This window comes from Phocaeicola sartorii JCM 17136 = DSM 21941, from assembly GCF_054653615.1.
The window spans coordinates 281,813-301,253 of record NZ_BAAIFW010000005.1 but is presented as its reverse complement, the minus strand read 5'-3'; the positions used below and the strand labels follow the sequence as shown (position 1 = coordinate 301,253).

The 19,441-nt window shown below is 42.8% G+C and carries 28 protein-coding genes; 7 read left to right on the top strand and 21 right to left on the bottom strand.

Going from position 1 to position 19,441, the window contains the following annotated elements; translation table 11 throughout:
* The first annotated feature begins 54 nt into the window (after positions 1 to 54).
* From ACYQ0C_RS01490 to ACYQ0C_RS01465, 6 genes are all read left to right on the top strand, one after another.
* On the top strand, positions 55 to 1,332 hold the full coding sequence (locus ACYQ0C_RS01490) for an O-acetylhomoserine aminocarboxypropyltransferase/cysteine synthase family protein (RefSeq protein ID WP_016275290.1): 1,278 nt from the start codon (positions 55 to 57) through the stop codon (positions 1,330 to 1,332).
* A 10-nt stretch (positions 1,333 to 1,342) separates the two neighbouring features.
* A complete protein-coding gene (locus ACYQ0C_RS01485) occupies positions 1,343 to 2,071 on the top strand; it encodes an SDR family NAD(P)-dependent oxidoreductase (protein WP_016275289.1) in 729 nt (242 codons plus the stop codon).
* Positions 2,072 to 2,409: 338 nt separating this feature from the next.
* Entirely contained in the window at positions 2,410 to 2,904 is a 495-nt protein-coding gene (locus ACYQ0C_RS01480) for a DUF4252 domain-containing protein (protein WP_016275288.1), read from the top strand.
* Positions 2,891 to 3,403 (top strand): RNA polymerase sigma factor, encoded by a 513-nt coding sequence (locus ACYQ0C_RS01475; protein WP_016275287.1) that lies wholly within the window; start codon positions 2,891 to 2,893, stop codon positions 3,401 to 3,403. The genes ACYQ0C_RS01480 and ACYQ0C_RS01475 overlap by 14 nt, the downstream gene beginning before the upstream one ends.
* Positions 3,390 to 3,920, top strand: a complete 531-nt coding sequence (locus tag ACYQ0C_RS01470; RefSeq protein ID WP_016275286.1) for a hypothetical protein — start codon at positions 3,390 to 3,392, stop codon at positions 3,918 to 3,920. The genes ACYQ0C_RS01475 and ACYQ0C_RS01470 overlap by 14 nt, the downstream gene beginning before the upstream one ends.
* On the top strand, positions 3,917 to 4,375 hold the full coding sequence (locus tag ACYQ0C_RS01465) for a DUF4252 domain-containing protein (protein WP_007838906.1): 459 nt from the start codon (positions 3,917 to 3,919) through the stop codon (positions 4,373 to 4,375). The genes ACYQ0C_RS01470 and ACYQ0C_RS01465 overlap by 4 nt, the downstream gene beginning before the upstream one ends.
* 258 nt (positions 4,376 to 4,633) lie before the next feature.
* Here ACYQ0C_RS01465 and ACYQ0C_RS01460 read toward each other — a convergent pair whose 3' ends face one another.
* Positions 4,634 to 5,305 (bottom strand): YMGG-like glycine zipper-containing protein, encoded by a 672-nt coding sequence (locus tag ACYQ0C_RS01460; RefSeq protein ID WP_016275285.1) that lies wholly within the window; start codon positions 5,303 to 5,305, stop codon positions 4,634 to 4,636.
* 1,505 nt (positions 5,306 to 6,810) lie between these two features.
* Between ACYQ0C_RS01460 and ACYQ0C_RS01455 the strand changes: the two genes are divergently transcribed.
* Positions 6,811 to 8,610 carry a MutS family DNA mismatch repair protein gene (locus ACYQ0C_RS01455; protein ID WP_025076770.1) on the top strand — a complete coding sequence of 600 codons (1,800 nt, stop codon included), beginning with the start codon at positions 6,811 to 6,813 and terminating at the stop codon, positions 8,608 to 8,610.
* Positions 8,611 to 8,704: 94 nt separating this feature from the next.
* Here the strand turns inward: ACYQ0C_RS01455 and ACYQ0C_RS01450 are convergent, their stop codons facing one another.
* The 20 genes from ACYQ0C_RS01450 to rplX all read right to left on the bottom strand — a co-directional run bounded on the left by ACYQ0C_RS01450 (position 8,705) and on the right by rplX (position 19,439).
* The gene (locus ACYQ0C_RS01450; protein ID WP_016275282.1) at positions 8,705 to 9,244 is read right to left on the bottom strand and encodes a hypothetical protein; all 540 of its coding nucleotides are present in this window, start codon (positions 9,242 to 9,244) and stop codon (positions 8,705 to 8,707) included.
* Positions 9,245 to 9,361: 117 nt separating this feature from the next.
* The gene (locus tag ACYQ0C_RS01445; RefSeq protein ID WP_016275281.1) at positions 9,362 to 9,787 is read right to left on the bottom strand and encodes a hypothetical protein; all 426 of its coding nucleotides are present in this window, start codon (positions 9,785 to 9,787) and stop codon (positions 9,362 to 9,364) included.
* A 337-nt stretch (positions 9,788 to 10,124) separates the two neighbouring features.
* A complete protein-coding gene (rplQ, locus tag ACYQ0C_RS01440) occupies positions 10,125 to 10,613 on the bottom strand; it encodes a 50S ribosomal protein L17 (protein WP_005844904.1) in 489 nt (162 codons plus the stop codon).
* A 3-nt stretch (positions 10,614 to 10,616) separates the two neighbouring features.
* The gene (locus ACYQ0C_RS01435; RefSeq protein ID WP_005844902.1) at positions 10,617 to 11,609 is read right to left on the bottom strand and encodes a DNA-directed RNA polymerase subunit alpha; all 993 of its coding nucleotides are present in this window, start codon (positions 11,607 to 11,609) and stop codon (positions 10,617 to 10,619) included.
* Positions 11,610 to 11,620: 11 nt separating this feature from the next.
* On the bottom strand, positions 11,621 to 12,226 hold the full coding sequence (gene rpsD, locus ACYQ0C_RS01430) for a 30S ribosomal protein S4 (protein WP_016275279.1): 606 nt from the start codon (positions 12,224 to 12,226) through the stop codon (positions 11,621 to 11,623).
* Positions 12,227 to 12,342: 116 nt separating this feature from the next.
* Positions 12,343 to 12,732, bottom strand: coding sequence for a 30S ribosomal protein S11 (rpsK, locus tag ACYQ0C_RS01425; RefSeq protein WP_004296327.1), 390 nt, complete (start codon positions 12,730 to 12,732; stop codon positions 12,343 to 12,345).
* A gap of 11 nt (positions 12,733 to 12,743) precedes the next feature.
* On the bottom strand, positions 12,744 to 13,124 hold the full coding sequence (gene rpsM, locus ACYQ0C_RS01420) for a 30S ribosomal protein S13 (protein ID WP_016275278.1): 381 nt from the start codon (positions 13,122 to 13,124) through the stop codon (positions 12,744 to 12,746).
* 33 nt (positions 13,125 to 13,157) lie between these two features.
* Positions 13,158 to 13,274, bottom strand: coding sequence for a type B 50S ribosomal protein L36 (gene ykgO / locus ACYQ0C_RS01415; protein ID WP_002558051.1), 117 nt, complete (start codon positions 13,272 to 13,274; stop codon positions 13,158 to 13,160).
* A gap of 14 nt (positions 13,275 to 13,288) precedes the next feature.
* A complete protein-coding gene (gene infA / locus ACYQ0C_RS01410) occupies positions 13,289 to 13,507 on the bottom strand; it encodes a translation initiation factor IF-1 (RefSeq protein ID WP_002558052.1) in 219 nt (72 codons plus the stop codon).
* Position 13,508: 1 nt separating this feature from the next.
* A complete protein-coding gene (gene map / locus ACYQ0C_RS01405) occupies positions 13,509 to 14,306 on the bottom strand; it encodes a type I methionyl aminopeptidase (RefSeq protein WP_016275277.1) in 798 nt (265 codons plus the stop codon).
* A 10-nt stretch (positions 14,307 to 14,316) separates the two neighbouring features.
* Complete coding sequence (gene secY, locus ACYQ0C_RS01400; protein WP_005844891.1) at positions 14,317 to 15,663, bottom strand: preprotein translocase subunit SecY; 1,347 nt, start codon at positions 15,661 to 15,663, stop codon at positions 14,317 to 14,319.
* A gap of 4 nt (positions 15,664 to 15,667) precedes the next feature.
* On the bottom strand, positions 15,668 to 16,114 hold the full coding sequence (rplO, locus tag ACYQ0C_RS01395; RefSeq protein ID WP_016275276.1) for a 50S ribosomal protein L15: 447 nt from the start codon (positions 16,112 to 16,114) through the stop codon (positions 15,668 to 15,670).
* Between the two features lie 30 nt (positions 16,115 to 16,144).
* Positions 16,145 to 16,321: a 50S ribosomal protein L30 gene (rpmD, locus tag ACYQ0C_RS01390; RefSeq protein WP_005844887.1), complete on the bottom strand. Its 177-nt coding sequence runs from the start codon at positions 16,319 to 16,321 to the stop codon at positions 16,145 to 16,147.
* Between the two features lie 9 nt (positions 16,322 to 16,330).
* Positions 16,331 to 16,846, bottom strand: a complete 516-nt coding sequence (gene rpsE, locus ACYQ0C_RS01385; RefSeq protein WP_007838936.1) for a 30S ribosomal protein S5 — start codon at positions 16,844 to 16,846, stop codon at positions 16,331 to 16,333.
* A gap of 6 nt (positions 16,847 to 16,852) precedes the next feature.
* Complete coding sequence (rplR, locus tag ACYQ0C_RS01380; RefSeq protein WP_016275275.1) at positions 16,853 to 17,194, bottom strand: 50S ribosomal protein L18; 342 nt, start codon at positions 17,192 to 17,194, stop codon at positions 16,853 to 16,855.
* Positions 17,195 to 17,215: 21 nt separating this feature from the next.
* On the bottom strand, positions 17,216 to 17,785 hold the full coding sequence (gene rplF / locus ACYQ0C_RS01375) for a 50S ribosomal protein L6 (protein WP_016275274.1): 570 nt from the start codon (positions 17,783 to 17,785) through the stop codon (positions 17,216 to 17,218).
* Positions 17,786 to 17,799: 14 nt separating this feature from the next.
* A complete protein-coding gene (gene rpsH, locus ACYQ0C_RS01370; protein WP_005844874.1) occupies positions 17,800 to 18,195 on the bottom strand; it encodes a 30S ribosomal protein S8 in 396 nt (131 codons plus the stop codon).
* Positions 18,196 to 18,252: 57 nt separating this feature from the next.
* Entirely contained in the window at positions 18,253 to 18,552 is a 300-nt protein-coding gene (gene rpsN / locus ACYQ0C_RS01365; protein ID WP_005844872.1) for a 30S ribosomal protein S14, read from the bottom strand.
* A gap of 6 nt (positions 18,553 to 18,558) precedes the next feature.
* Positions 18,559 to 19,116 carry a 50S ribosomal protein L5 gene (gene rplE / locus ACYQ0C_RS01360; protein WP_005844870.1) on the bottom strand — a complete coding sequence of 186 codons (558 nt, stop codon included), beginning with the start codon at positions 19,114 to 19,116 and terminating at the stop codon, positions 18,559 to 18,561.
* Complete coding sequence (gene rplX, locus ACYQ0C_RS01355; protein WP_007838941.1) at positions 19,116 to 19,439, bottom strand: 50S ribosomal protein L24; 324 nt, start codon at positions 19,437 to 19,439, stop codon at positions 19,116 to 19,118. Before rplX ends, rplE begins: the two co-directional genes overlap by 1 nt.
* Positions 19,440 to 19,441: the final 2 nt, after the last annotated feature.

Genomic DNA, 19,441 nt, shown 5'->3' with positions numbered 1-19,441 from the left:
TTCTTAATTTTGCTGCGAAATAAATGAATATGTAATTTTAATAACAATATAAACATGGATAAGAAATATAGCAGGGAGACCTTATGCGTACAGGCAGGCTGGACTCCGAAAAAAGGCGAACCGCGTGTTTTGCCTATTTATCAAAGTACCACATTCAAGTATGACACCAGCGAACAAATGGCGCGTCTGTTCGATCTGGAAGACTCGGGATATTTCTACACACGCCTGCAAAACCCCACCAATGACGCTGTCGCCGCTAAAATAGCAGCTCTGGAAGGCGGTGTAGGTGCTATGCTGACCTCGTCCGGACAGGCTGCCAACTTCTATGCCATTTTCAATATCTGCCAGGCAGGCGACCACTTCGTATGCTCGTCCACCATCTACGGAGGCACATTCAATCTGTTCGGTGTCACGCTGAAAAAACTGGGTATCGAGTGTACCTTCATTGACGCCAATGCATCCGAGGAGGAGATAGACCAGGCTTTCCGCCCGAACACCAAAGCCTTGTTCGGCGAGACCATCTCCAATCCGAGCATCGACGTGCTGGACATCGAAAAGTTCGCACGTATCGCCCACAAGCACGGTGTGCCTTTGATTGTGGACAACACCTTCGCCACGCCCATCAACTGTCGCCCGTTTGAATGGGGAGCGGATATCGTCACCCATTCCACCACCAAATACATGGACGGTCATGCCACCAGTGTAGGCGGCGCCATTGTGGACAGCGGTAACTTTGACTGGGAAGCCCATGCGGACAAATTCCCCGGCCTGACCCAGCCCGACGAATCTTATCACGGACTGACATACACCAAAGCGTTCGGCAAAATGGCTTACATGACGAAAGCAACCGCCCAACTGATGCGCGACCTCGGCTCCATCCAGTCTCCGCAAAATGCGTTCTTGCTGAATCTGGGACTGGAAACACTGCACCTGCGCATGCCCCGTCATTGCGAAAACGCACAGAAGGTGGCCGAATGGCTGGAAGCCAACCCGAAAGTGAAATGGGTGAACTATTGCGGACTGAAAAGCAGCAAATACTATGATCTGGCACAGAAATATATGCCAAACGGCTCGTGCGGTGTCATCGCTTTCGGCTTGAACGGCACCCGTGAGGAAGCGATAGAATTTATGGACAGACTGAAATTCATCTGCATCGTAACCCATGTGGCCGACGCACGTACCTGCGTACTGCATCCCGCCAGCCATACTCACCGCCAGCTCACCGACGAGCAGTTGCGCGAAGCGGGAGTCGCTCCGGACCTGATCCGTTTGTCGGTAGGCATTGAGAATGTAAGCGACATCATTGCCGATATTGAACAAGCTTTACAATAAGGCGAAGCGGATGAAAAGGATCATTATCATTGGCGCCACTTCCGGCATCGGACTGGAAGTGGCGCGATGCTATCTGAAAGCCGGCTGGCAGGTAGGCGTGGCAGGACGTAGAGAGGAAGAACTGGAAAAACTCCGGCAGTCCGCCCTCGGACAGATATGTACCCAGCGGATAGATGTCACCCGCGAGGATGCCCCTGCCTTATTAAAGCAACTGATTATGAAAACGGGAGGTATGGATGTGTTCCTGCTCAGCTCGGGCATAGGCAAACAAAATCTTTCACTCTGCCCTGATATAGAATTACAGACCGCAGCCACCAATGTCTCGGGATTCATACGGATGGTCAATGCCGCCTATCACTATTTTGAACAGCAAGGCAAAGGACATATAGCGGTGATCAGTTCCATAGCAGGCACCAAGGGACTGGGGTCCGCCCCTGCCTATTCAGCGACCAAACGGTTTCAAAACACCTATCTGGATGCTTTGGACCAATTGGCGCACATGAACAAACTACACATTTCCTTCACCGACATCCGTCCCGGATTTGTTGCCACCCCTCTGTTGAAAGATGACAAATACCCACTGCTGATGCAGGCTCCCCACGTGGCGTCACACATTGTAAAAGCCATCTCCCGAAGGAAAAGAACAGCTGTCATAGACTGGCGTTATCAAATTTTGGTGTTCTTTTGGAAACTGATTCCCGGATGGTTATGGGTGAGGCTTCCCGTACGGAATCAATAATCCTCCAACCGATATCATTTCATAGGGAAGCCCCTTGTTCTCATCCTGAACTTGCGAAAGATTTGTAAACAAGGCGAGGGCTTCTTTATTCCCCCTCCCCGGAACTACCTGAATGAAAGAAATTGATCAAGGAGACCGGCAAAGCCTGTGATCTGGCTGATGAAAGATCAAACAGGCTATTGAATGATGCTTTCTTTGCAAAGCCGGACCACTTTACAAACATAGAAACTTAAAAAAAATCTTTTCCCTTTGTAACAACTTTCCCGCTTCCCCCGTCTATCTGATTGAAAGCGCTTTCAAAAAACAAATTCAGTTATGAACAAAAACAAAATAAAACCATGAAAAAGTTTGTATTTACTCTATTGTTAGTCTTAGGGTGTCAGATTAGTCTTGCACAAAATTCTGCAGCACTCTTTGATGAATTTCGCCGGGAGAAAAACGCTGAATATGTCAGTGCATCCCCTTTCCTCATGTTTATAGGAAAAATGTTTTATTCTTATAATGATGAGGGCAAAGAAATAGCAAGCAAAATACGCTCCGCCAAAATACTAGATCTGGATGAGTGCTCACCAGACGTAAAACAACGCTTTTCCCGACAATTCGAGGCATTGTCCAACAACGGCTACGAAACGCTGATGCAAATGAATGAAGATGGAGAACGAATACACATACAAATGAGAATGAAAAAGGAGGTCATCCGGGAATTGCTCATTGCTATCATAGAGGATGATGAATGCTCACTGATACAAGTAAACGGAAAAATACGCAAACAAGATATTGCCCAACTTATAAACGATCAAACAACAAATAAAAAGAAGCATGGACGCCGCTGAGTTTAAACAACAATTCCTGCCTTACCACCGCAAACTCTACCGGACAGCCTTCCGGCTGACAGAAAACCCTCAGGAGGCGGAAGATATGGTGCAGGAGGCGTATCTGAAATTATGGAACAAGCGCAATGAGCTGACGGGCGTGCTGAACACTGAAGCCTACTGTGTCACCCTTGTCAAAAACCTGTGCTACGACGCCCTCCGCAGAAGCCGGCCCGATGAAGACGGACATGCACCCGAAGAGCTGAACCTCCCTACGGACACCAACATAGCCCGGGAAGTAGAACAACGGGACGAGGTAAACCAGGTACGCCGGCTCATCGGCCGGCTGCCCGAGCAACAAAAGCGGGTGATTCTGCTTCGTGATGTCAATGATTGCTCCTTTGAGGAGATAGAGCAAGCCACAGGACTGAACGCCATCAACATACGTGTGTTGCTGAGCCGTGCCCGCAAAAAGATACGTGAACAATATAATGCTATAATGAACTATGAAAGTAAATGAAATAGAACAACTATTGACCCGGTATTACGATGGAGAAACCAGCGAAACCGAAGAAAAGGAACTGAAACGCTTTTTTACCGAAGAGGACGTTCCGGCTCATTTACTTGCCGAGAAGGAAATCTTCATGCAACTGGCAGCGCCTCCCGCCCCCGAGATACCGGAAGGACTGGAAAGCAGGCTGAGCCGCAAGATAGACGAATGGGACACAGGCGAAAGACGCACGCTGAAAATAAAAAGACATACACGGGTCCTCCGCTTGCAATGGATAGGAAGCATAGCCGCCAGCCTGCTCATCCTGCTCTCCGTAGGACTGTACCTATACAAACCCTATCCGGCACCGCAAGACACCTGCGCCACCCCCGAAGAAGCATACACACAGGCCCAGAAGGCACTTATCATGCTTTCCAGCAGCCTGAATAAAGGAATAGAAAAGGTGGAATCGGTGCAGGAAGCCACCGGAAAGATTCAAGAGAACGTAAACGAACAATTAAACCGATTAAATAACATAAAACAATGAAACGTACATATATCATTACCTTATTGCTCTCTCTGTGCTCACTGTTTACCTACGCACAGGACAGTTTTTTCGACAAGTTCGCTGATATGGAAGGGGTAACCTCTGTCTATATCTCAAAAGCCATGCTCAGCCTGATGCCCAACATGAAAACGGAAGGGGTAAATATAGGCGAAGTAGCCTCCAAACTGGACAACATCCAGATTCTAAGTTGTGAAAAGCCCGACATTATCGCCAAGCTGAAAAAGGAAACAGCTTTCATCAGCCCCAAGAACGGCTACGAGGAACTGATGCGCATAAACGATGAAGGCGAGAAAACCATCATTTATCTGAAACGGAACAAAAACAAAGAAAAGGAATTTGTATTGATGAGTCAGGAAAAAAATGAATTTACCATCATCGCCATCACAGGAAATCTGACTCTGCAAGAGATACAAGGCATCATCAACAAGGAGTAACTCCACGCATACCCCACCTTAAGGCTTTTCCCCCGTCTGCTAAGGCCTGAAGAAAGGATACATACTATCTCCATAGCACTATGGAGTTATCTCCAAAGCTTGCGGAGTTAACTCCAAAGGCTATGGAGATAACTCCGCAGGTTTTGGAGATAGTAACCGGACGGCCGGAAAAGCTTAACAATAGGACTGCGAACGCTTACGTTGTCTCCGGAAAAAGGTTATCCGCCCGCAGAATCCCCGCCCCGCCAATCAAGAGACTTATTTCTTTATCCGTTTTTGGGTAGGCAAAGTAAACTCATGCGCTTCGGTCACCGCCCCGTTGCTCTCTGTTGCAAAAACACGGAATTGCGCCTGGCCTGTTTTCAACTTCCTGCCTCCGCGAATAGTAGCCGTGTACCTTATCTGATTCCCGGCAGGCATATAGGCTATCTGAGCCGAAGGTGAGATCAGAAGATGCTTCATGCCGTTCATTTCCTCTATCACCGGAGTGACGTTGTAAGCGGGCACATCCCCATCATTCACCAAGTCGAACACCAGTTTGCTGTCTTCCTCCGCATCAATCACATGGTTACGGTTATCATCGATAAAACGCAGGTTGACAATCCTCAATCCCGACAAAGGCGCATAAGAGGGAGTATTCTCATACCGCGAAGAGGACGGACTGGTCTCCACGTAATACTCATCCGCCGGATAAGTTTCCTCCCGGGGTGTAGTCACGGCATTTCCCACAGCCGCCCCTGCCACCGTTCCCAGCAGCGCGCCGAACTGCGAGCCGTTATATCCACCAGCCCTGTCACCCACAATAGCGCCCAGTACTCCGCCGATGGCCGCACCGGCTTGCACTGCCGCCGGATTACCTTGCATGCCGTATGGCGAGCAGGCCGTAAGCAGACTGACCACCATCCCCCCAACAAATATCATTCTTCTCATATTCCCAATCGTTTATCATCTTTATCAGACAGACAAATATACTTTTTCCTATTGACAATGGGGTTATCTGCAATGTTAAAATTTCATTCTCCGTCATTCATCCTCACCGGTCAAGCCGGCACAATTCCTGATGGAGGGTTCTTCTTCCCAAAAGCACGGCTTTTTCATTTAAGCTTTGAATTGAGCGTACAATTCCCCTACCCATGCCAGTGCGTTATGTTACCTTTATTGGATCGCCAAGGTTATCCGGCTTATCCTTAAATACAATCATAAGTTATTGAAAGGTTCAATATCCGTTAACCACGGACGTGGTTAAGTCTGTTCACCTAAGTGGTTAACTTTAATCACCCTAGTGGTTAGACTTAACCACCAAGGTGACTAAGCAATTATAACCTATAAAAAGTAAGAAAAGAAAAGGTAGAAAACAACTAATAGACAGGGGAATATGCGCATATAGACCACCGCCAACCCGATACACAAGCCATGCAGTTGCTTTATAAGGACGAACGGTTAGGGGTTGAATGATGAAAAAGAGGAGGTATTGCGGCAAAACAGCACCGAATTTGAGCAAATTTCGCCTTTGGAACAGTTTCTTAAATGTTAATTTTATTCTGCCACTACAGAGAAGAGAGAAGAATGGATGACCGCCCATGAAGATTTTCAATTATCAGCAAGAATATACGTATGAGAATCTGTCAATCAATAAGATGAATTGATCCGAACGCATTCTCCGTAAGCTGAACATTCCCCAAAAAGCCAGCAACAAAGCTACTTTATATCATGTTGTAAAGTTTGAATAATTTATTTTTAAGCATCCATTAGTGAGAGCAATGCCCTCACTGAAGAATATGCTTCCACCACTAATAAGTAGTTCATAATAAATCAGTTAGAACAAAAGTGAGAGTATGAGGGCATTTTCGCATCCAACTTTCTATTGAATTACATCCCTACGCCACTGTCACTTACGGAAGTATGAAATATCGTTTTGTCTTTTCATATTCCGGCATCTATTTCTTTCAAAGAATGGTGTCCAGATTCACGACCGCCCGTTCAGCCTTACGCTTTATGCTGCCCTGCCGGAGGTTGCGGTCAGGATCCCGATGCATGCTTTCAATAGCCCAATGCTGTCTGATTATCTGACCAAGTCGCTCTGCAGTGCTATCTAGGCTTGAAATGTACAGTCACTGTTCAGATGTACTCCTGCCATCAGACTTTTTCTCCGTAGATGTGAGTATTTCTATAACTGTCAAATTCCCATTCCATGTTTTCCTGTCAACAATCAGTTCTTCCCCACGGTAGATACAGCCTGTCCTTGACTCAATCCTGCCGTGTTCCAAAGGCACAAAATAAATCCAAATAACAGAAGGGGACGTTTTTTTGTCTATCTTTGCCGGAAAACAAGTTAAAAGTCCATCGCCATATCCTTGCATTGCCGCAGAAGGCTTCCCCCTCTCCACGGTAAAACCGTGCCCGATATGGCAAAAGGACATTTACAACCTATCATTATGGAATTGAAAGCAAAATACGAACAACGCATCGGACAGGCCGAGGCAGAGCTCCGCCGAGTAAAAAACAAGATTCTCCGCATCAGCACGCTGAGGGTCTTGCTATTTGTAGCGGGAATTATAGGAATCATCTACTTCTATCAGACAGGAACGACCATTATATGCCTCACCATAGCGGTCACTTTTCTCCCTTTCCTGGCATTGGTGAAGTATCACAACCGGCTGTTTTTCCGAAAAGACTGGCTGGTAACCTGCATACGGGTGAATAGTGACGAACTTTCCGCACTGGCGGACAACTATGAGCCTTTTGAGGACGGAAAGGAATTCACAAACCCCGCCCACAGGTATTCTTTCGATCTGGATTTGTTCGGAAGACACTCCTTGTTCCAAGCCTTGAACCGTACCTGCACTTCATTCGGAAAGGAGAAACTGGCGGAATGGCTGCAAAATCATCTGGAGACCAAGGAAGAGATCATCCGACGGCAGGAGGCGACAAAGGAACTGGCTGCTTATTCCGATTTCCGGGAAGCCTTCCGGATCACCGGCCTGCTCTACAAAGGGGCGACAAGTGACCGCGACGAAATTAAAGAGTGGACGGAAGCATCGGCCTATTTCAGCGAGAAATGGTGGAGCCGCCCGTTATTGATACTAGTTCCCGGAGTCAATATCGTACTAGCTGCGCTGGGGCTCGCCGGGGTCATTCCGATGATGTGGTTCGGACTGATTTTCGGATTGTTCGTGATCGGTAGTTTCGGACTGATAAAGCCTGTCAGCAACCTGCAAAGAGTTTATGACAAGAAGTTACGCATCCTGTCCATCTATGCCGAACTGATCAGCCTGATAGAGAACCGGGATATGAACGCTCCGCTACTGAGACAGCTGAAAGCAGAATTCGGCATGGACGGGAAACCTACCACCCATATTTTGAAAGAGCTCTCACGGGAACTGGATAAACTGGACTTGCGCAACAACCAATTATTATATGTCCTGCTGGAAGGTTCCATGTTCTGGCAACTCCGGCAGGTTATGCGCATTGAGCAATGGAGGCACAAATATGGAAAACATCTGCTCCACTGGCTGGACGTGCTGGGTGACATTGATGCTCTTTGTTCGCTGGCGACATTTGCCGGCAACCATCCCGCGTACGCTTATCCGGCCATTGCCGACAAGCCTTTCGTCTTCCTTGCCAAGGAAATGGGACACCCTCTGATGCCGGCGCGGCAATGTGTGACCAATAATGCCGATATCCCCTCAAGGCCTTTCTTCGTCATCATCACAGGAGCAAACATGGCGGGTAAAAGTACTTATCTGCGCACGATCGGAGTGAATTATATACTGGCATGTACCGGCTGTCCCGTATGCTGTTCCTCCCTTGAACTATATCCTGCCAAACTGGTGACAAGTCTGCGCACTTCCGATTCGCTGACAGACAACGAGTCTTACTTCTTCGCCGAACTGAAACGATTGAAACAGATCATAGACCGCCTGAACAAGGGAGAGGAGTTGTTCATCATTCTGGATGAGATTTTAAAAGGAACCAACTCGATGGACAAACAGAAAGGCTCATTCGCTTTGGTACGCCAGCTGATGGAGCTGAAAGCGAACGGCATCATTGCCACACACGACCTGCTGCTAGGGAAATTAATAGAATACTTTCCTGAGGAAATACGGAACTATTGTTTTGAAGCTGACATCGCCAACGACGAGCTGGCCTTTTCATACAAACTCCGTGAAGGAGTAGCCCAAAACATGAATGCCTGCTTCTTGATGAAAAAGATGGGGCTGATCATCAACGACTAACCCCATCCGACAATTTATCACATTAACGTCTTAAGCAAATAAAGCAGACCTTCACAGGCACACCTTATTTCATAACATAAAGAGTCATAGAAAATCAAAATTCGCTTGTCTCCAAGCAATGTACAAACGCGCTTGCATCATTTCCCGTGAAATAAAACACAGAAGATGCAGGTTCGTATGTATAGGGGATAAAACGGAACAACTGGGCGGCTACGAATTTCTTATCTTGAGAAATCATATAGTCCATACGCACGTTTCCGTTTGTCTTTACTTTCACGTCATTCTTGGTTTCAAAACCTTTCTTCTCCAACGCCTCCGTCAAGGCATGCAAATCGCATACATCAAAGAAGCATGTCCCTTCTTTCGCCACACTACCGGTTGGCACATATACCCATTCCTTGCTTCGCCAGAAAAAACGGAATATGGCCCACAGGAACAGAATGGTTCCACCGGTCATGCATACCATACTCATGGTGGATGAGGAATCATCCAGCTTTAAAGAAGTTACAAACGCACCCGCACCTGCCACACAAAGGATAGCGGATATAAGAACGGAAGAGACGCTGGTACGTTTTACAATATCGGGATGTGTTGCCGAAAACAAGGTTACTTCAGCAGAAACTGTATCACTCATAATAATCTGAATTTTATTCTTTACTAATTAAAAATACGATAACTCATACCACGGTCGCATCTCGCCATCACCGACAAGACAGAACCATGGAAAAACAAATTGGTGAAAGAATAAAAGCTAAATGAGAATACGCCTCATACCGAAGATATAATGCTCGCAAGCACTATCCCAGTTAAGGAAATGGGAAGAGGCATACACACGGGTGTGACAGTTTGCAAGACTGGCCATCCGAGTGGCCATCTTACGCAACAAGGTTTTTATAAATTGGGTAGTCTCGATGGAGGAAAAACGGTACATGCGCTCTGCGGAAGCACTGACACGATGTGCTAACGTATGAGCATCTCCAAACTCCATATCCGCTATTCCCTTATTGCTATCCAAGGGAATGACACGATCCTCATTGATGGAGTGTTGTGAAGCAGCATCCGTATGCTGTACAGTGCATACCTCCATTGATGTAGCCGCAGCTACATCAACATATTCTGTTCTGGCCAAAGCCAAAGTCAACAGAAAAAATAATATGACTGTTACAAATCCTTTCATCGTTTTACTATCTGTGTTACAAAGATAACATAAATAGCTTCTCGGAGTTCATTTCATACAATAATTAACAAATATCAAAGGTATTTTGTTCTGCAAGCGTCTTTTTGTTTTGCACGCTGAGGAGAAACTTCCTATAAGCTTTGACACGGTTAACGGAGAACCTGCATGCTCCCCCAATCTAAAACAGTTTTTGGGCAATATAACTCCTTTGCAGGCATTGACAAGACCAATTGTAAGCGTCTCTCTCTTTGTCCGCCCCCTCTCATTATCGCCGGTCATGACATAAAAAAAGCCACAGCTTTTATAGCTATGGCTTTTATATATGATGATATACAGATTATTCAGCTTTAGGGGCTTCCTCTGTAGTTTCAGCTGCCGGTGCTGCAGGAGCTTCTGTAGCGGCCGCACTCTTCTTGGAACGACGAGTACGAGTTGCTTTCTTAGCAGTTGCAGTCTTAGCCATGTTTTCATCGTAATCTACCAACTCGATGAAGCACATTTCAGCGTTATCACCCAAACGATGACCCGTTTTGATGATACGAGTGTAACCACCCGGACGATCTGCTACTTTTACAGAGATTTCTTTGAACAACTCCGTTACAGCAAACTTATCTTGCAAGTTACTAAATACAACACGACGTGAATTAGTTGTGTCATCTTTAGATTTTGTAATTAAAGGCTCAACGAATTTCTTCAAAGCTTTAGCCTTTGCAACAGTCGTAGTGATTCTTTTGTGCTTGATCAAAGAACAAGCCATGTTAGATAACATAGCACTTCTGTGAGAAGCAGTACGACCTAAATGATTGAATTTCTTATTATGTCTCATTTTTTATTCTTTATCTAATTTATATTTAGAGATGTCGGTTCCAAACGACAGATTCAGACCCTCGAGCAAATCATCAAGCTCCGTGAGCGATTTCTTACCGAAGTTTCTGAACTTCAGCAGATCTGTCTTGTTGAACTGTACCAAGTCTCCCAATGTTTCCACATCGGCAGCTTTCAAGCAGTTCAAGGCACGAACTGAGAGGTCCATATCAACAAGCTTCGTCTTAAGCAGCTGGCGCATGTGCAATACTTCTTCATCAAATTCTTCATTGCCGTCCACATCGGATGTTTCAAGAGTAATCTTTTCATCAGAGAACAACATGAAATGATAAATCAATATTTTAGCAGCTTCTTTCAAAGCTTCCTTCGGGTGAATGGAACCATCGGTAGTAATTTCCAATACCAGCTTTTCGTAGTCAGTCTTCTGTTCAACACGGAAGTTTTCCACCTGATATTTTACATTACGTATCGGTGTGTAAATAGAATCGATAGGAATTACATTAACATCGGTACAATATTCGCGGTTTTCATCAGCCGGAACATAACCTCTACCTTTATTAATAGTAATGTCCATCTGCATTGTTGCTTTTGAATCTAAATGGCAAATAACCAATTCAGGATTTAACACTTCAAATCCAGTCAAATACTTACTTATATCACCTGCCTTAAATTCACTAGAATTCTCAACGGTAATGCTTACCTTTTCATTTTCGAACTCTTCTACTACTTGCTTAAATCTGACTTGCTTCAGATTTAAGATAATGTTGGTCACATCTTCTTTAACACCGGGTACAGATGCGAATTCATGTTCCACACCTTCGATCTTAATCGTGTTGATTGCAAATCCTTCCAATGAAGAAAGAAGAATACGGCGTAAAGCATTACCTACGGTAATACCGAAACCGGGTTCAAGTGGACGGAACTCAAATTTTCCAAATCTGGAGTCCGCTTCCAACATTAATACTTTATCAGGTTTTTGAAATGCTAATATCGCCATGAAATTAATTATTATTTAGAGTACAATTCAACGATCAAGTGTTCTTTAATGTTTTCAGGAATGTCCGCTCTTTCAGGTATATGTAATAACTTACCTACCTTTGAACTTTCATCCCACTCCAACCAAGGATATTTGCTATGATTGAATCCTGCAAGTGAATTAGCAATCACTTCCAATGATTTAGATCTTTCGCGTACACCTACAATCTGACCGGGTTTTACAGAGAAGGAAGGAATATTAACTACTTTTCCATCTACTGTAATGTGCTTGTGACCTACCAACTGACGGGCAGCAGCACGAGTCGGAGCAATACCCAAACGGAACACCACGTTGTCAAGACGAGCCTCTAAACTCTGCAACAAGATCTCACCGGTAATACCGTTAGCACTTGCAGCCTTTTCAAACAGGTTACGGAATTGTTTTTCCAATACACCGTAAGTATATTTAGCTTTTTGTTTTTCTGCCAACATGATACCGTACTCAGAAGTCTTTCTTCTTCTGTTGTTACCATGCTGTCCGGGAGGATAATTTTTCTTAGATAAAACTTTATCTGCTCCAAAGATTCCTTCACCGAATTTACGGGCAATTCTTGATTTTGGTCCAGTATATCTAGCCATTTCTTTTTCTAATTTAATTGTTACTAATGAACTTAATTTGTTGCAGCCGCGATTACAGAAAGGAAGTGCAATCCATTATTAACAAAATCAAGTTACATATAAAAATAGGTTATCTATTAAACTCTTCTTCTCTTTGGAGGACGACAACCGTTGTGTGGAAGCGGAGTTACATCAATTATTTCAGTAACTTCGATACCTGCTCCGTGAATAGTTCTGATAGCAGACTCACGTCCGTTTCCAGGACCTTTAACGTATGCTTTCACCTTTCTCAAGCCAAGATCAAACGCTATCTTAGCGCAATCTTGTGCAGCCATTTGTGCTGCATACGGAGTATTCTTTTTAGAACCTCTAAATCCCATCTTACCTGCAGAAGACCATGAGATAATCTGACCTTCACTATTTGCCAGAGATACAATGATGTTGTTGAATGAAGAATGAACATGCAACTGTCCATTAGCGTCAACCTTCACATTTCTCTTCTTAGCTGCGACTGTTTTTTTTGCCATATCAACAATTATTATTTAGTAGCTTTTTTCTTATTTGCAACTGTTTTCTTTCTTCCCTTACGTGTACGAGCGTTGTTCTTAGTGCTCTGACCACGAACCGGCAGACCAATACGATGACGCACACCACGATAGCAACCAATATCCATTAATCGCTTAATGTTCAATTGCACTTCTGAACGAAGATCACCTTCTACTTTATACTCAGCACCAATGATTTCACGGATTTTAGCTGCCTGATCATCTGACCAGTCTTTTACTTTCAAATCTCTGTCAACACCAGCCTTATCCAAGATTTTTGCTGAACTGCTGCGTCCAATACCATATACGTATGTTAACGCAATCTCGCCTCTCTTATTCTGAGGCAAATCTACACCAACTATTCTTATAGCCATATACTAAATTATTTTTTTTGCAAAAATAATAAATTATCCTTGACGTTGTTTATACTTAGGATTTTTCTTGTTAATAACATACAAACGGCCATTTCGTCTAACGATTTTGCATTCCGGCGTACGTTTCTTTAATGATGCTCTTACTTTCATATCTTATTTCTTTTTTATTTGTATCTAAAAACGATTCTTCCTTTAGATAAGTCATAAGGAGACATCTCTACTCTGACCTTATCCCCGGGTAATATTTTAATGTAATGCATTCTCATCTTGCCAGAGATATGAGCAGTAATTTCATGCCCGTTTTCTAGCTCAACACGAAACATTGCATTAGACAATGCTTCAACTATAACTCCATCTTGTTCTATTGCGGATTGCTTTGCCATATTAAATTGCTTTATCTCCTAATACTTGTTCGACATATTCAAATGAGGACAAAATATCTGCCTTCCCAACTCCTATTGCAACTGTATGCTCAAAGTGAGCGGCACATTTTCTATCGCGAGTACGTACTGTCCATCCATCTCTCTCCATTACTATCTGACGGGAGCCCAATGTTATCATCGGTTCAATGGCGATGCACATACCTTTTTTCAACAGAGTGCCGTATCCTCTTTTTCCATAATTGGGTACCTGCGGATCTTCATGCATGTCTTTTCCAATACCATGACCTACAAATTCTCTCACCACTCCATAGGAATTAGCCTCGCAATGTTGCTGGACAGTAAAACCTATATCACCCAAACGCTTCCCATGAACGGCATTCTCTATACCTAAATACAAAGCTTCTTTTGTTGTCTTCAAAAGTTTCAAGACCTCGGGATCAACTTCTCCCACACAGAAAGTGTAAGCCGAGTCCCCACAAAAACCATTCATGTAAGTACCACAATCAACAGAAACAATATCACCTTCTTTCAAAGGAATATCATTGGGAATACCGTGTACAACCTGATCATTTACCGAAGTACACAAGGCACTGGGGAACGGATCACCATATTGATTGGGAAAACCTTTAAAAGTAGGAACAGCTCCATTATCTCTAATAAACTCTTCTGCTACCTTGTCAAGTTCCCTGGTTGTCACACCGGGTTTTATCAATTTAGCAACTTCAGCCAGAGTTTTACCTACAAGTAGGTTACTCTGACGAAGCAGCTCTATCTCATCATCTGTCTTAAGAAATATCATCTCAGACTAATTAATATGCAGCAACATTACCAGCACGCCCCTTGATTCTTCCGGAATTCAACAATCCGTCATAATGGCGCATCAGCAAATGACTTTCCACCTGTTGGAGTGTATCCAATACAACACCTACAAGAATCAACAAGGATGTACCACCAAAGAACTGGGCGAACTCAGCTTTTACTCCAAAAATACCAGCAAATGCAGGCATAATGGCTACAAGAGCCAAGAATATAGAACCCGGCAGAGTAATACGAGACATAATCGCATCTATATACTCAGCTGTATTCTTACCTGGTTTTATTCCCGGAATAAAACCATTATTTCTCTTCATATCTTCTGCCATCTGGTTAGGATTAATTGTAATCGCAGTATAGAAGTATGTAAACACAATAATCAATATTGCAAAAACAAAATTATACCAGAAGCTAGTATGATCTACAAATGCACGTACAATACCACTTGCTGTTGCAGCGTTTGAGAAGCCCACCAATGTAATAGGAATGAACATGATTGCCTGAGCAAAGATGATAGGCATTACATTCGCAGCATTCACTTTCAAAGGAATATATTGTCTTGCACCACCATACTGTTTGTTTCCTACAATACGTTTTGCATATTGTACAGGGACCTTGCGAACGCCTTGAACCAGCAAAATTGCGGCTGCAATAACGAACAGCAAGAATACTATTTCCAACAAAAACATGATGATACCACCTGCACCCGGAGAAGCCAGACGAGAAACGAATTCCTGGAATAAAGATTGCGGCAGACGGGCAATAATACCAATCAAAATAATGAATGATATACCATTACCTATACCCTTATCTGTTATTCTTTCTCCAAGCCACAGAATAAACATACTTCCAGCTGCCAAAATGATGGTAGAAGTAATTATAAAGAATGTCCAATCTAATGAAGCATTAAGTGATGGTCCGGCTTGCATCTTAAGGTTAAGCAAGTATGAGGGAGCTTGGAAAACCAAAATCGCAATTGTCAATATACGGGTATATTGATTGATTTTTCTTCTACCACTTTCACCTTCACGTTGGATTTTCTGAAAGTAGGGAACAGCAATCGCCAAAAGCTGGATTACAATTGATGCCGAGATATATGGCATGATTCCTAATGCAAATATAGATGCATTGGAAAACGCTCCTCCAGAGAACATGTTTAACAAGGCTAACAAACCTTCACTTGTCTGTTTATGCAACTGAGTTAACATGGCAGGGTTAATACCTGGCAGAACCACGTATGAACCAAACCTGTAAATTGCAACAAATAATATAGTAATGAGGATCCTTTGTCTCAGATCCTCAATTTTCCATATATTTTTTAATGTTTCAATAGATTTTCTCATTGAATCAGAGTTTTACTGCATTACCACCAACAGCTTCGATTGCAGCTACCGCACTCTTTGAGAAAGCATTAGCTTCCACATCAAGCTTAGTAGTCAAACTACCGTTACCTAGTACTTTTACCAATTGATTAGAAGAAATGAAACCAGCTTCAATAAAGTCATTCATACCTACCTTAGTCAGATTCTTAGCATCAGCCAGCTTCTGAATAGTTTCAAGGTTAATAGCTTTATATTCTACACGGTTAATATTCTTAAAACCGAACTTCGGAACACGACGTTGAAGAGGCATCTGTCCACCTTCAAAACCAATCTTCTTTGAATAACCTGATCTTGATTTAGCACCTTTATGACCTCTTGTAGAAGTACCCCCTAAACCAGAACCGGGGCCGCGGCCAATTCTTTTTCTAGTCTTTGTAGATCCTTCTGCAGGTTTTAAATTACTTAAATTCATATCGTAATTAGTTTTTTTATTAACAATGAATTACTTAACGATGGCAACCAGGTGTTTTACCTTTTCAACCATTCCCAGAATAGAAGGAGTTGCTTCGTGCTCAACCACACGATTCATCTTGCGAAGTCCCAGCGCATCGAGTACTCTTTTTTGATCAGCAGGAGCACCAATTCTACTTTTTACTTGTTTAATCTTAATAGTTGACATAATTCCTCCTTATCCTCTAAATACTTTTTCCATACTTACGCCTCTGTTCTGAGCAACCATACGGGCATCTCTCATCTCACCCAAAGCCAAAATAGTAGCTTTTACCAAGTTGTGCGGATTAGAAGAACCTTTTGACTTAGCCAAAACGTCTGTAATACCCACACTTTCCAAAACAGCACGCATTGCGCCACCTGCTACCACACCGGTACCGGTAGAAGCCGGTTTGATGAATACTTCTGCACCACCAAATTTAGCCGACTGTTCATGAGGAACTGTACCTTTCAATACAGGAACACGAGTCAAGTTCTTCTTAGCTGCTTCAACACCTTTGGCAATAGCCGCTGTTACTTCACCAGCTTTACCAAGGCCCCAACCAATAATACCGTCTTCGTTTCCAACAACGACAATTGCAGAGAAGCTGAATGTTCTACCACCCTTTGTTACCTTTGTAACACGGTTGATAGCAACCAATCTGTCTTTTAACTCTATATCGTTAGTTATCTTAACTCTATTATTAACTGCCATAATTGATTAAAATTTAAGTCCACCGTTACGAGCAGCGTCAGCCACTTCTTTTACTCTCCCATGATACAAGTAACCATTACGGTCGAATACGACAGTCGTAATACCAGCTTCCTGAGCCTTCTTGGCAATCAGTTCACCAACTTTAGCAGCCTGTTCTTTCTTAGGCATAGCTTCCATTCCCAAAGAGGAAGCTGCAGCCAAAGTCTTACCAGCCAAGTCATCGATAACTTGAACGTAAATCTGCTTGTTACTTCTAAACACACTCATACGCGGACGTTCAGTAGTACCTGAAATCTTATTGCGCACTCTATATTTGATCTTGATTCGTCTTTCTAATTTTGTTGTCATGATAATACAATTTTATGTAAATTATTTAGCACCGGCTGACTTACCAGACTTTCTACGAATTTCTTCGCCAACAAACTTAATACCTTTACCTTTATAAGGTTCCGGCTTACGGAAAGAACGTATTTTTGAGCAAACCTGACCAAGCAGTTGTTTGTCACAAGATTCCAATATAATAAGAGGGTTCTTATTTCTTTCTGACTTAGTTTCTACCTTGATTTCAGGAGGCAACTGCATAAAGATATTATGAGTATAGCCCAAAGCGAAATCAATAATATTACCATTGTTTGAAGCACGGTAACCTACACCGACAAGTTCCAGTTCTTTCTTATAACCTACAGAAACACCAATAACCATGTTGTTAACCAAAGAACGATACAAGCCATGGAAAGCATGTCTTTGCTTTATGTTATCCAACATTGCGTTTTCGTTTTCCGTCAACGCCACATGTCCATCTTCAATTGCAACATTGATAGAAGGATCTACAAATTGGCTAAGTTCGCCTTTAGGACCTTTTACAGTAACTACATTATCCTTCAGAGTAACTGTTACTCCAGCGGGAATACTAATGGGTAATTTTCCTATTCTTGACATTGCTTATCCTCCTATTAATATACATAACAAAGAACTTCACCACCGATTTTCAGCTCAGCAGCTTCTTTGTTAGTCATTACACCTTTGGAAGTAGATATTATAGCAATACCTAAACCATTAATAACTCTCGGCATGTCTTTGTAACCCGTATACTTACGTAAACCCGGAGTAGAAACTCTGATAAGTTTCTTAATAGCATTCACTTTGTTTACTGAGTCGTACTTCAAAGCCACTTTGATAGTTCCTTGAGGACCATCTTCTACAAACTTGTAGTTCAGAATGTAGCCTTTATCAAAAAGGATCTTAGTGATTTCCTTTTTCAAATTTGAGGCAGGCACTTCTACTACTCTGTGCTTTGCACTAATTGCATTTCTCAATCTGGTGAGATAATCTGCGATTGGATCTGTCATATAATAATGAATTAAATTAATCAGGACTACCCTGACAATATTTAAAAATAAAAAGAATTACCAGCTTGCTTTCTTAACGCCCGGAATCAAACCATTAGAAGCCATTTCGCGGAACTGAATTCTTGAAATTCCGAACTGACGAATATAACCTTTAGGACGACCGGTCAATTTACAACGGTTGTGCAAACGAATAGGATTGGCGTTCTTAGGAATAGCCTGCAATTTCTGAGCAGCTTCAAAAGCTTCAGCAGGGTCACCTGAGTTGACAATCTTCTTCAACGCAGCACGTTTTTCAGCATATTTGGCTACAAGTTTGGCTCTTTTTACTTCACGAGCCTTCATTGATTCTTTTGCCATAATATATTAATCTTTTTTTGAGTTTTTAAACGGTAAACCAAATTCCTTTAACAAAGCATAACCTTCTTCATCTGTCGGAGCAGAAGTTACAAAGGTAATATTCATTCCGAGAATTTTAGTAATACTATCGATATTTATTTCAGGGAAAATGATTTGCTCCTGAATACCCAATGTATAATTACCTCTTCCATCAAACTTGCTTTCGATACCTTTGAAGTCACGGATACGTGGCAAGGCAACACGAACAAGCTTTTCAAGGAACTCATACATTCTTTCACGACGCAAAGTTACCATTACACCAATCGGCATTTTCTTACGCAACTTAAAGTTTGCGATATCTTTACGTGAAACTGTTGCAACAGCTTTCTGACCAGTAATTGCTGTTAACTCATTAATAGCAACTTCAATAATCTTCTTATCAGCGACAGCCATACCTAAACCTTGATTGATAACAATCTTCTTAAGTACGGGGATCTGCATTGTTGAAGAATATTGGAACTGATTCTTCAATGCAGGCGCAATGCGCTCTGCATATTCTTTCTTAAGGCTAGCAGTATTACTCATTATTTAATCTCCTCTCCTGATTTTTTAGCATAACGAACAAATGTTCTACCATCAGAACTTTCTCTTCTTCCCACACGTGTTGGCTTGCCTGTTTTAGGATCAACCACATTCAAGTTTGAGATATGTATAGCAGCCTCCTGCTTTACGATACCACCTTGAGGGTTCTTTGCATTAGGTTTGGTACTCTTCGATACCATATTGATACCTTCTACAAGTGCACGTCCTTCTTTAACAAGAACTTTCAGCACACGGCCAGTTTTACCTTTATCTTCACCAGAGTTTACGTAAACTGTATCGCCTTTTTTTATATGTAATTTACTCATTA

Excerpts from the sequence above, each read along its gene's own strand:
- ACYQ0C_RS01490 (WP_016275290.1), top strand. The coding sequence starts at position 55 with ATGGATAAGAAATATAGCAGGGAGACCTTATGCGTACAGGCAGGCTGG.
- ACYQ0C_RS01485 (WP_016275289.1), top strand. The coding sequence starts at position 1,343 with ATGAAAAGGATCATTATCATTGGCGCCACTTCCGGCATCGGACTGGAA.
- ACYQ0C_RS01480 (WP_016275288.1), top strand. The coding sequence starts at position 2,410 with ATGAAAAAGTTTGTATTTACTCTATTGTTAGTCTTAGGGTGTCAGATT.
- ACYQ0C_RS01475 (WP_016275287.1), top strand. The coding sequence starts at position 2,891 with ATGGACGCCGCTGAGTTTAAACAACAATTCCTGCCTTACCACCGCAAA.
- ACYQ0C_RS01470 (WP_016275286.1), top strand. The coding sequence starts at position 3,390 with ATGAAAGTAAATGAAATAGAACAACTATTGACCCGGTATTACGATGGA.
- ACYQ0C_RS01465 (WP_007838906.1), top strand. The coding sequence starts at position 3,917 with ATGAAACGTACATATATCATTACCTTATTGCTCTCTCTGTGCTCACTG.
- ACYQ0C_RS01460 (WP_016275285.1), bottom strand. The coding sequence starts at position 5,305 with ATGAGAAGAATGATATTTGTTGGGGGGATGGTGGTCAGTCTGCTTACG.
- ACYQ0C_RS01455 (WP_025076770.1), top strand. The coding sequence starts at position 6,811 with ATGGAATTGAAAGCAAAATACGAACAACGCATCGGACAGGCCGAGGCA.
- ACYQ0C_RS01450 (WP_016275282.1), bottom strand. The coding sequence starts at position 9,244 with ATGAGTGATACAGTTTCTGCTGAAGTAACCTTGTTTTCGGCAACACAT.
- ACYQ0C_RS01445 (WP_016275281.1), bottom strand. The coding sequence starts at position 9,787 with ATGAAAGGATTTGTAACAGTCATATTATTTTTTCTGTTGACTTTGGCT.
- rplQ (WP_005844904.1), bottom strand. The coding sequence starts at position 10,613 with ATGAGACATAATAAGAAATTCAATCATTTAGGTCGTACTGCTTCTCAC.
- ACYQ0C_RS01435 (WP_005844902.1), bottom strand. The coding sequence starts at position 11,609 with ATGGCGATATTAGCATTTCAAAAACCTGATAAAGTATTAATGTTGGAA.
- rpsD (WP_016275279.1), bottom strand. The coding sequence starts at position 12,226 with ATGGCTAGATATACTGGACCAAAATCAAGAATTGCCCGTAAATTCGGT.
- rpsK (WP_004296327.1), bottom strand. The coding sequence starts at position 12,732 with ATGGCAAAAAAAACAGTCGCAGCTAAGAAGAGAAATGTGAAGGTTGAC.
- rpsM (WP_016275278.1), bottom strand. The coding sequence starts at position 13,124 with ATGGCTATAAGAATAGTTGGTGTAGATTTGCCTCAGAATAAGAGAGGC.
- ykgO (WP_002558051.1), bottom strand. The coding sequence starts at position 13,274 with ATGAAAGTAAGAGCATCATTAAAGAAACGTACGCCGGAATGCAAAATC.
- infA (WP_002558052.1), bottom strand. The coding sequence starts at position 13,507 with ATGGCAAAGCAATCCGCAATAGAACAAGATGGAGTTATAGTTGAAGCA.
- map (WP_016275277.1), bottom strand. The coding sequence starts at position 14,306 with ATGATATTTCTTAAGACAGATGATGAGATAGAGCTGCTTCGTCAGAGT.
- secY (WP_005844891.1), bottom strand. The coding sequence starts at position 15,663 with ATGAGAAAATCTATTGAAACATTAAAAAATATATGGAAAATTGAGGAT.
- rplO (WP_016275276.1), bottom strand. The coding sequence starts at position 16,114 with ATGAATTTAAGTAATTTAAAACCTGCAGAAGGATCTACAAAGACTAGA.
- rpmD (WP_005844887.1), bottom strand. The coding sequence starts at position 16,321 with ATGTCAACTATTAAGATTAAACAAGTAAAAAGTAGAATTGGTGCTCCT.
- rpsE (WP_007838936.1), bottom strand. The coding sequence starts at position 16,846 with ATGGCAGTTAATAATAGAGTTAAGATAACTAACGATATAGAGTTAAAA.
- rplR (WP_016275275.1), bottom strand. The coding sequence starts at position 17,194 with ATGACAACAAAATTAGAAAGACGAATCAAGATCAAATATAGAGTGCGC.
- rplF (WP_016275274.1), bottom strand. The coding sequence starts at position 17,785 with ATGTCAAGAATAGGAAAATTACCCATTAGTATTCCCGCTGGAGTAACA.
- rpsH (WP_005844874.1), bottom strand. The coding sequence starts at position 18,195 with ATGACAGATCCAATCGCAGATTATCTCACCAGATTGAGAAATGCAATT.
- rpsN (WP_005844872.1), bottom strand. The coding sequence starts at position 18,552 with ATGGCAAAAGAATCAATGAAGGCTCGTGAAGTAAAAAGAGCCAAACTT.
- rplE (WP_005844870.1), bottom strand. The coding sequence starts at position 19,116 with ATGAGTAATACTGCTAGCCTTAAGAAAGAATATGCAGAGCGCATTGCG.
- rplX (WP_007838941.1), bottom strand. The coding sequence starts at position 19,439 with ATGAGTAAATTACATATAAAAAAAGGCGATACAGTTTACGTAAACTCT.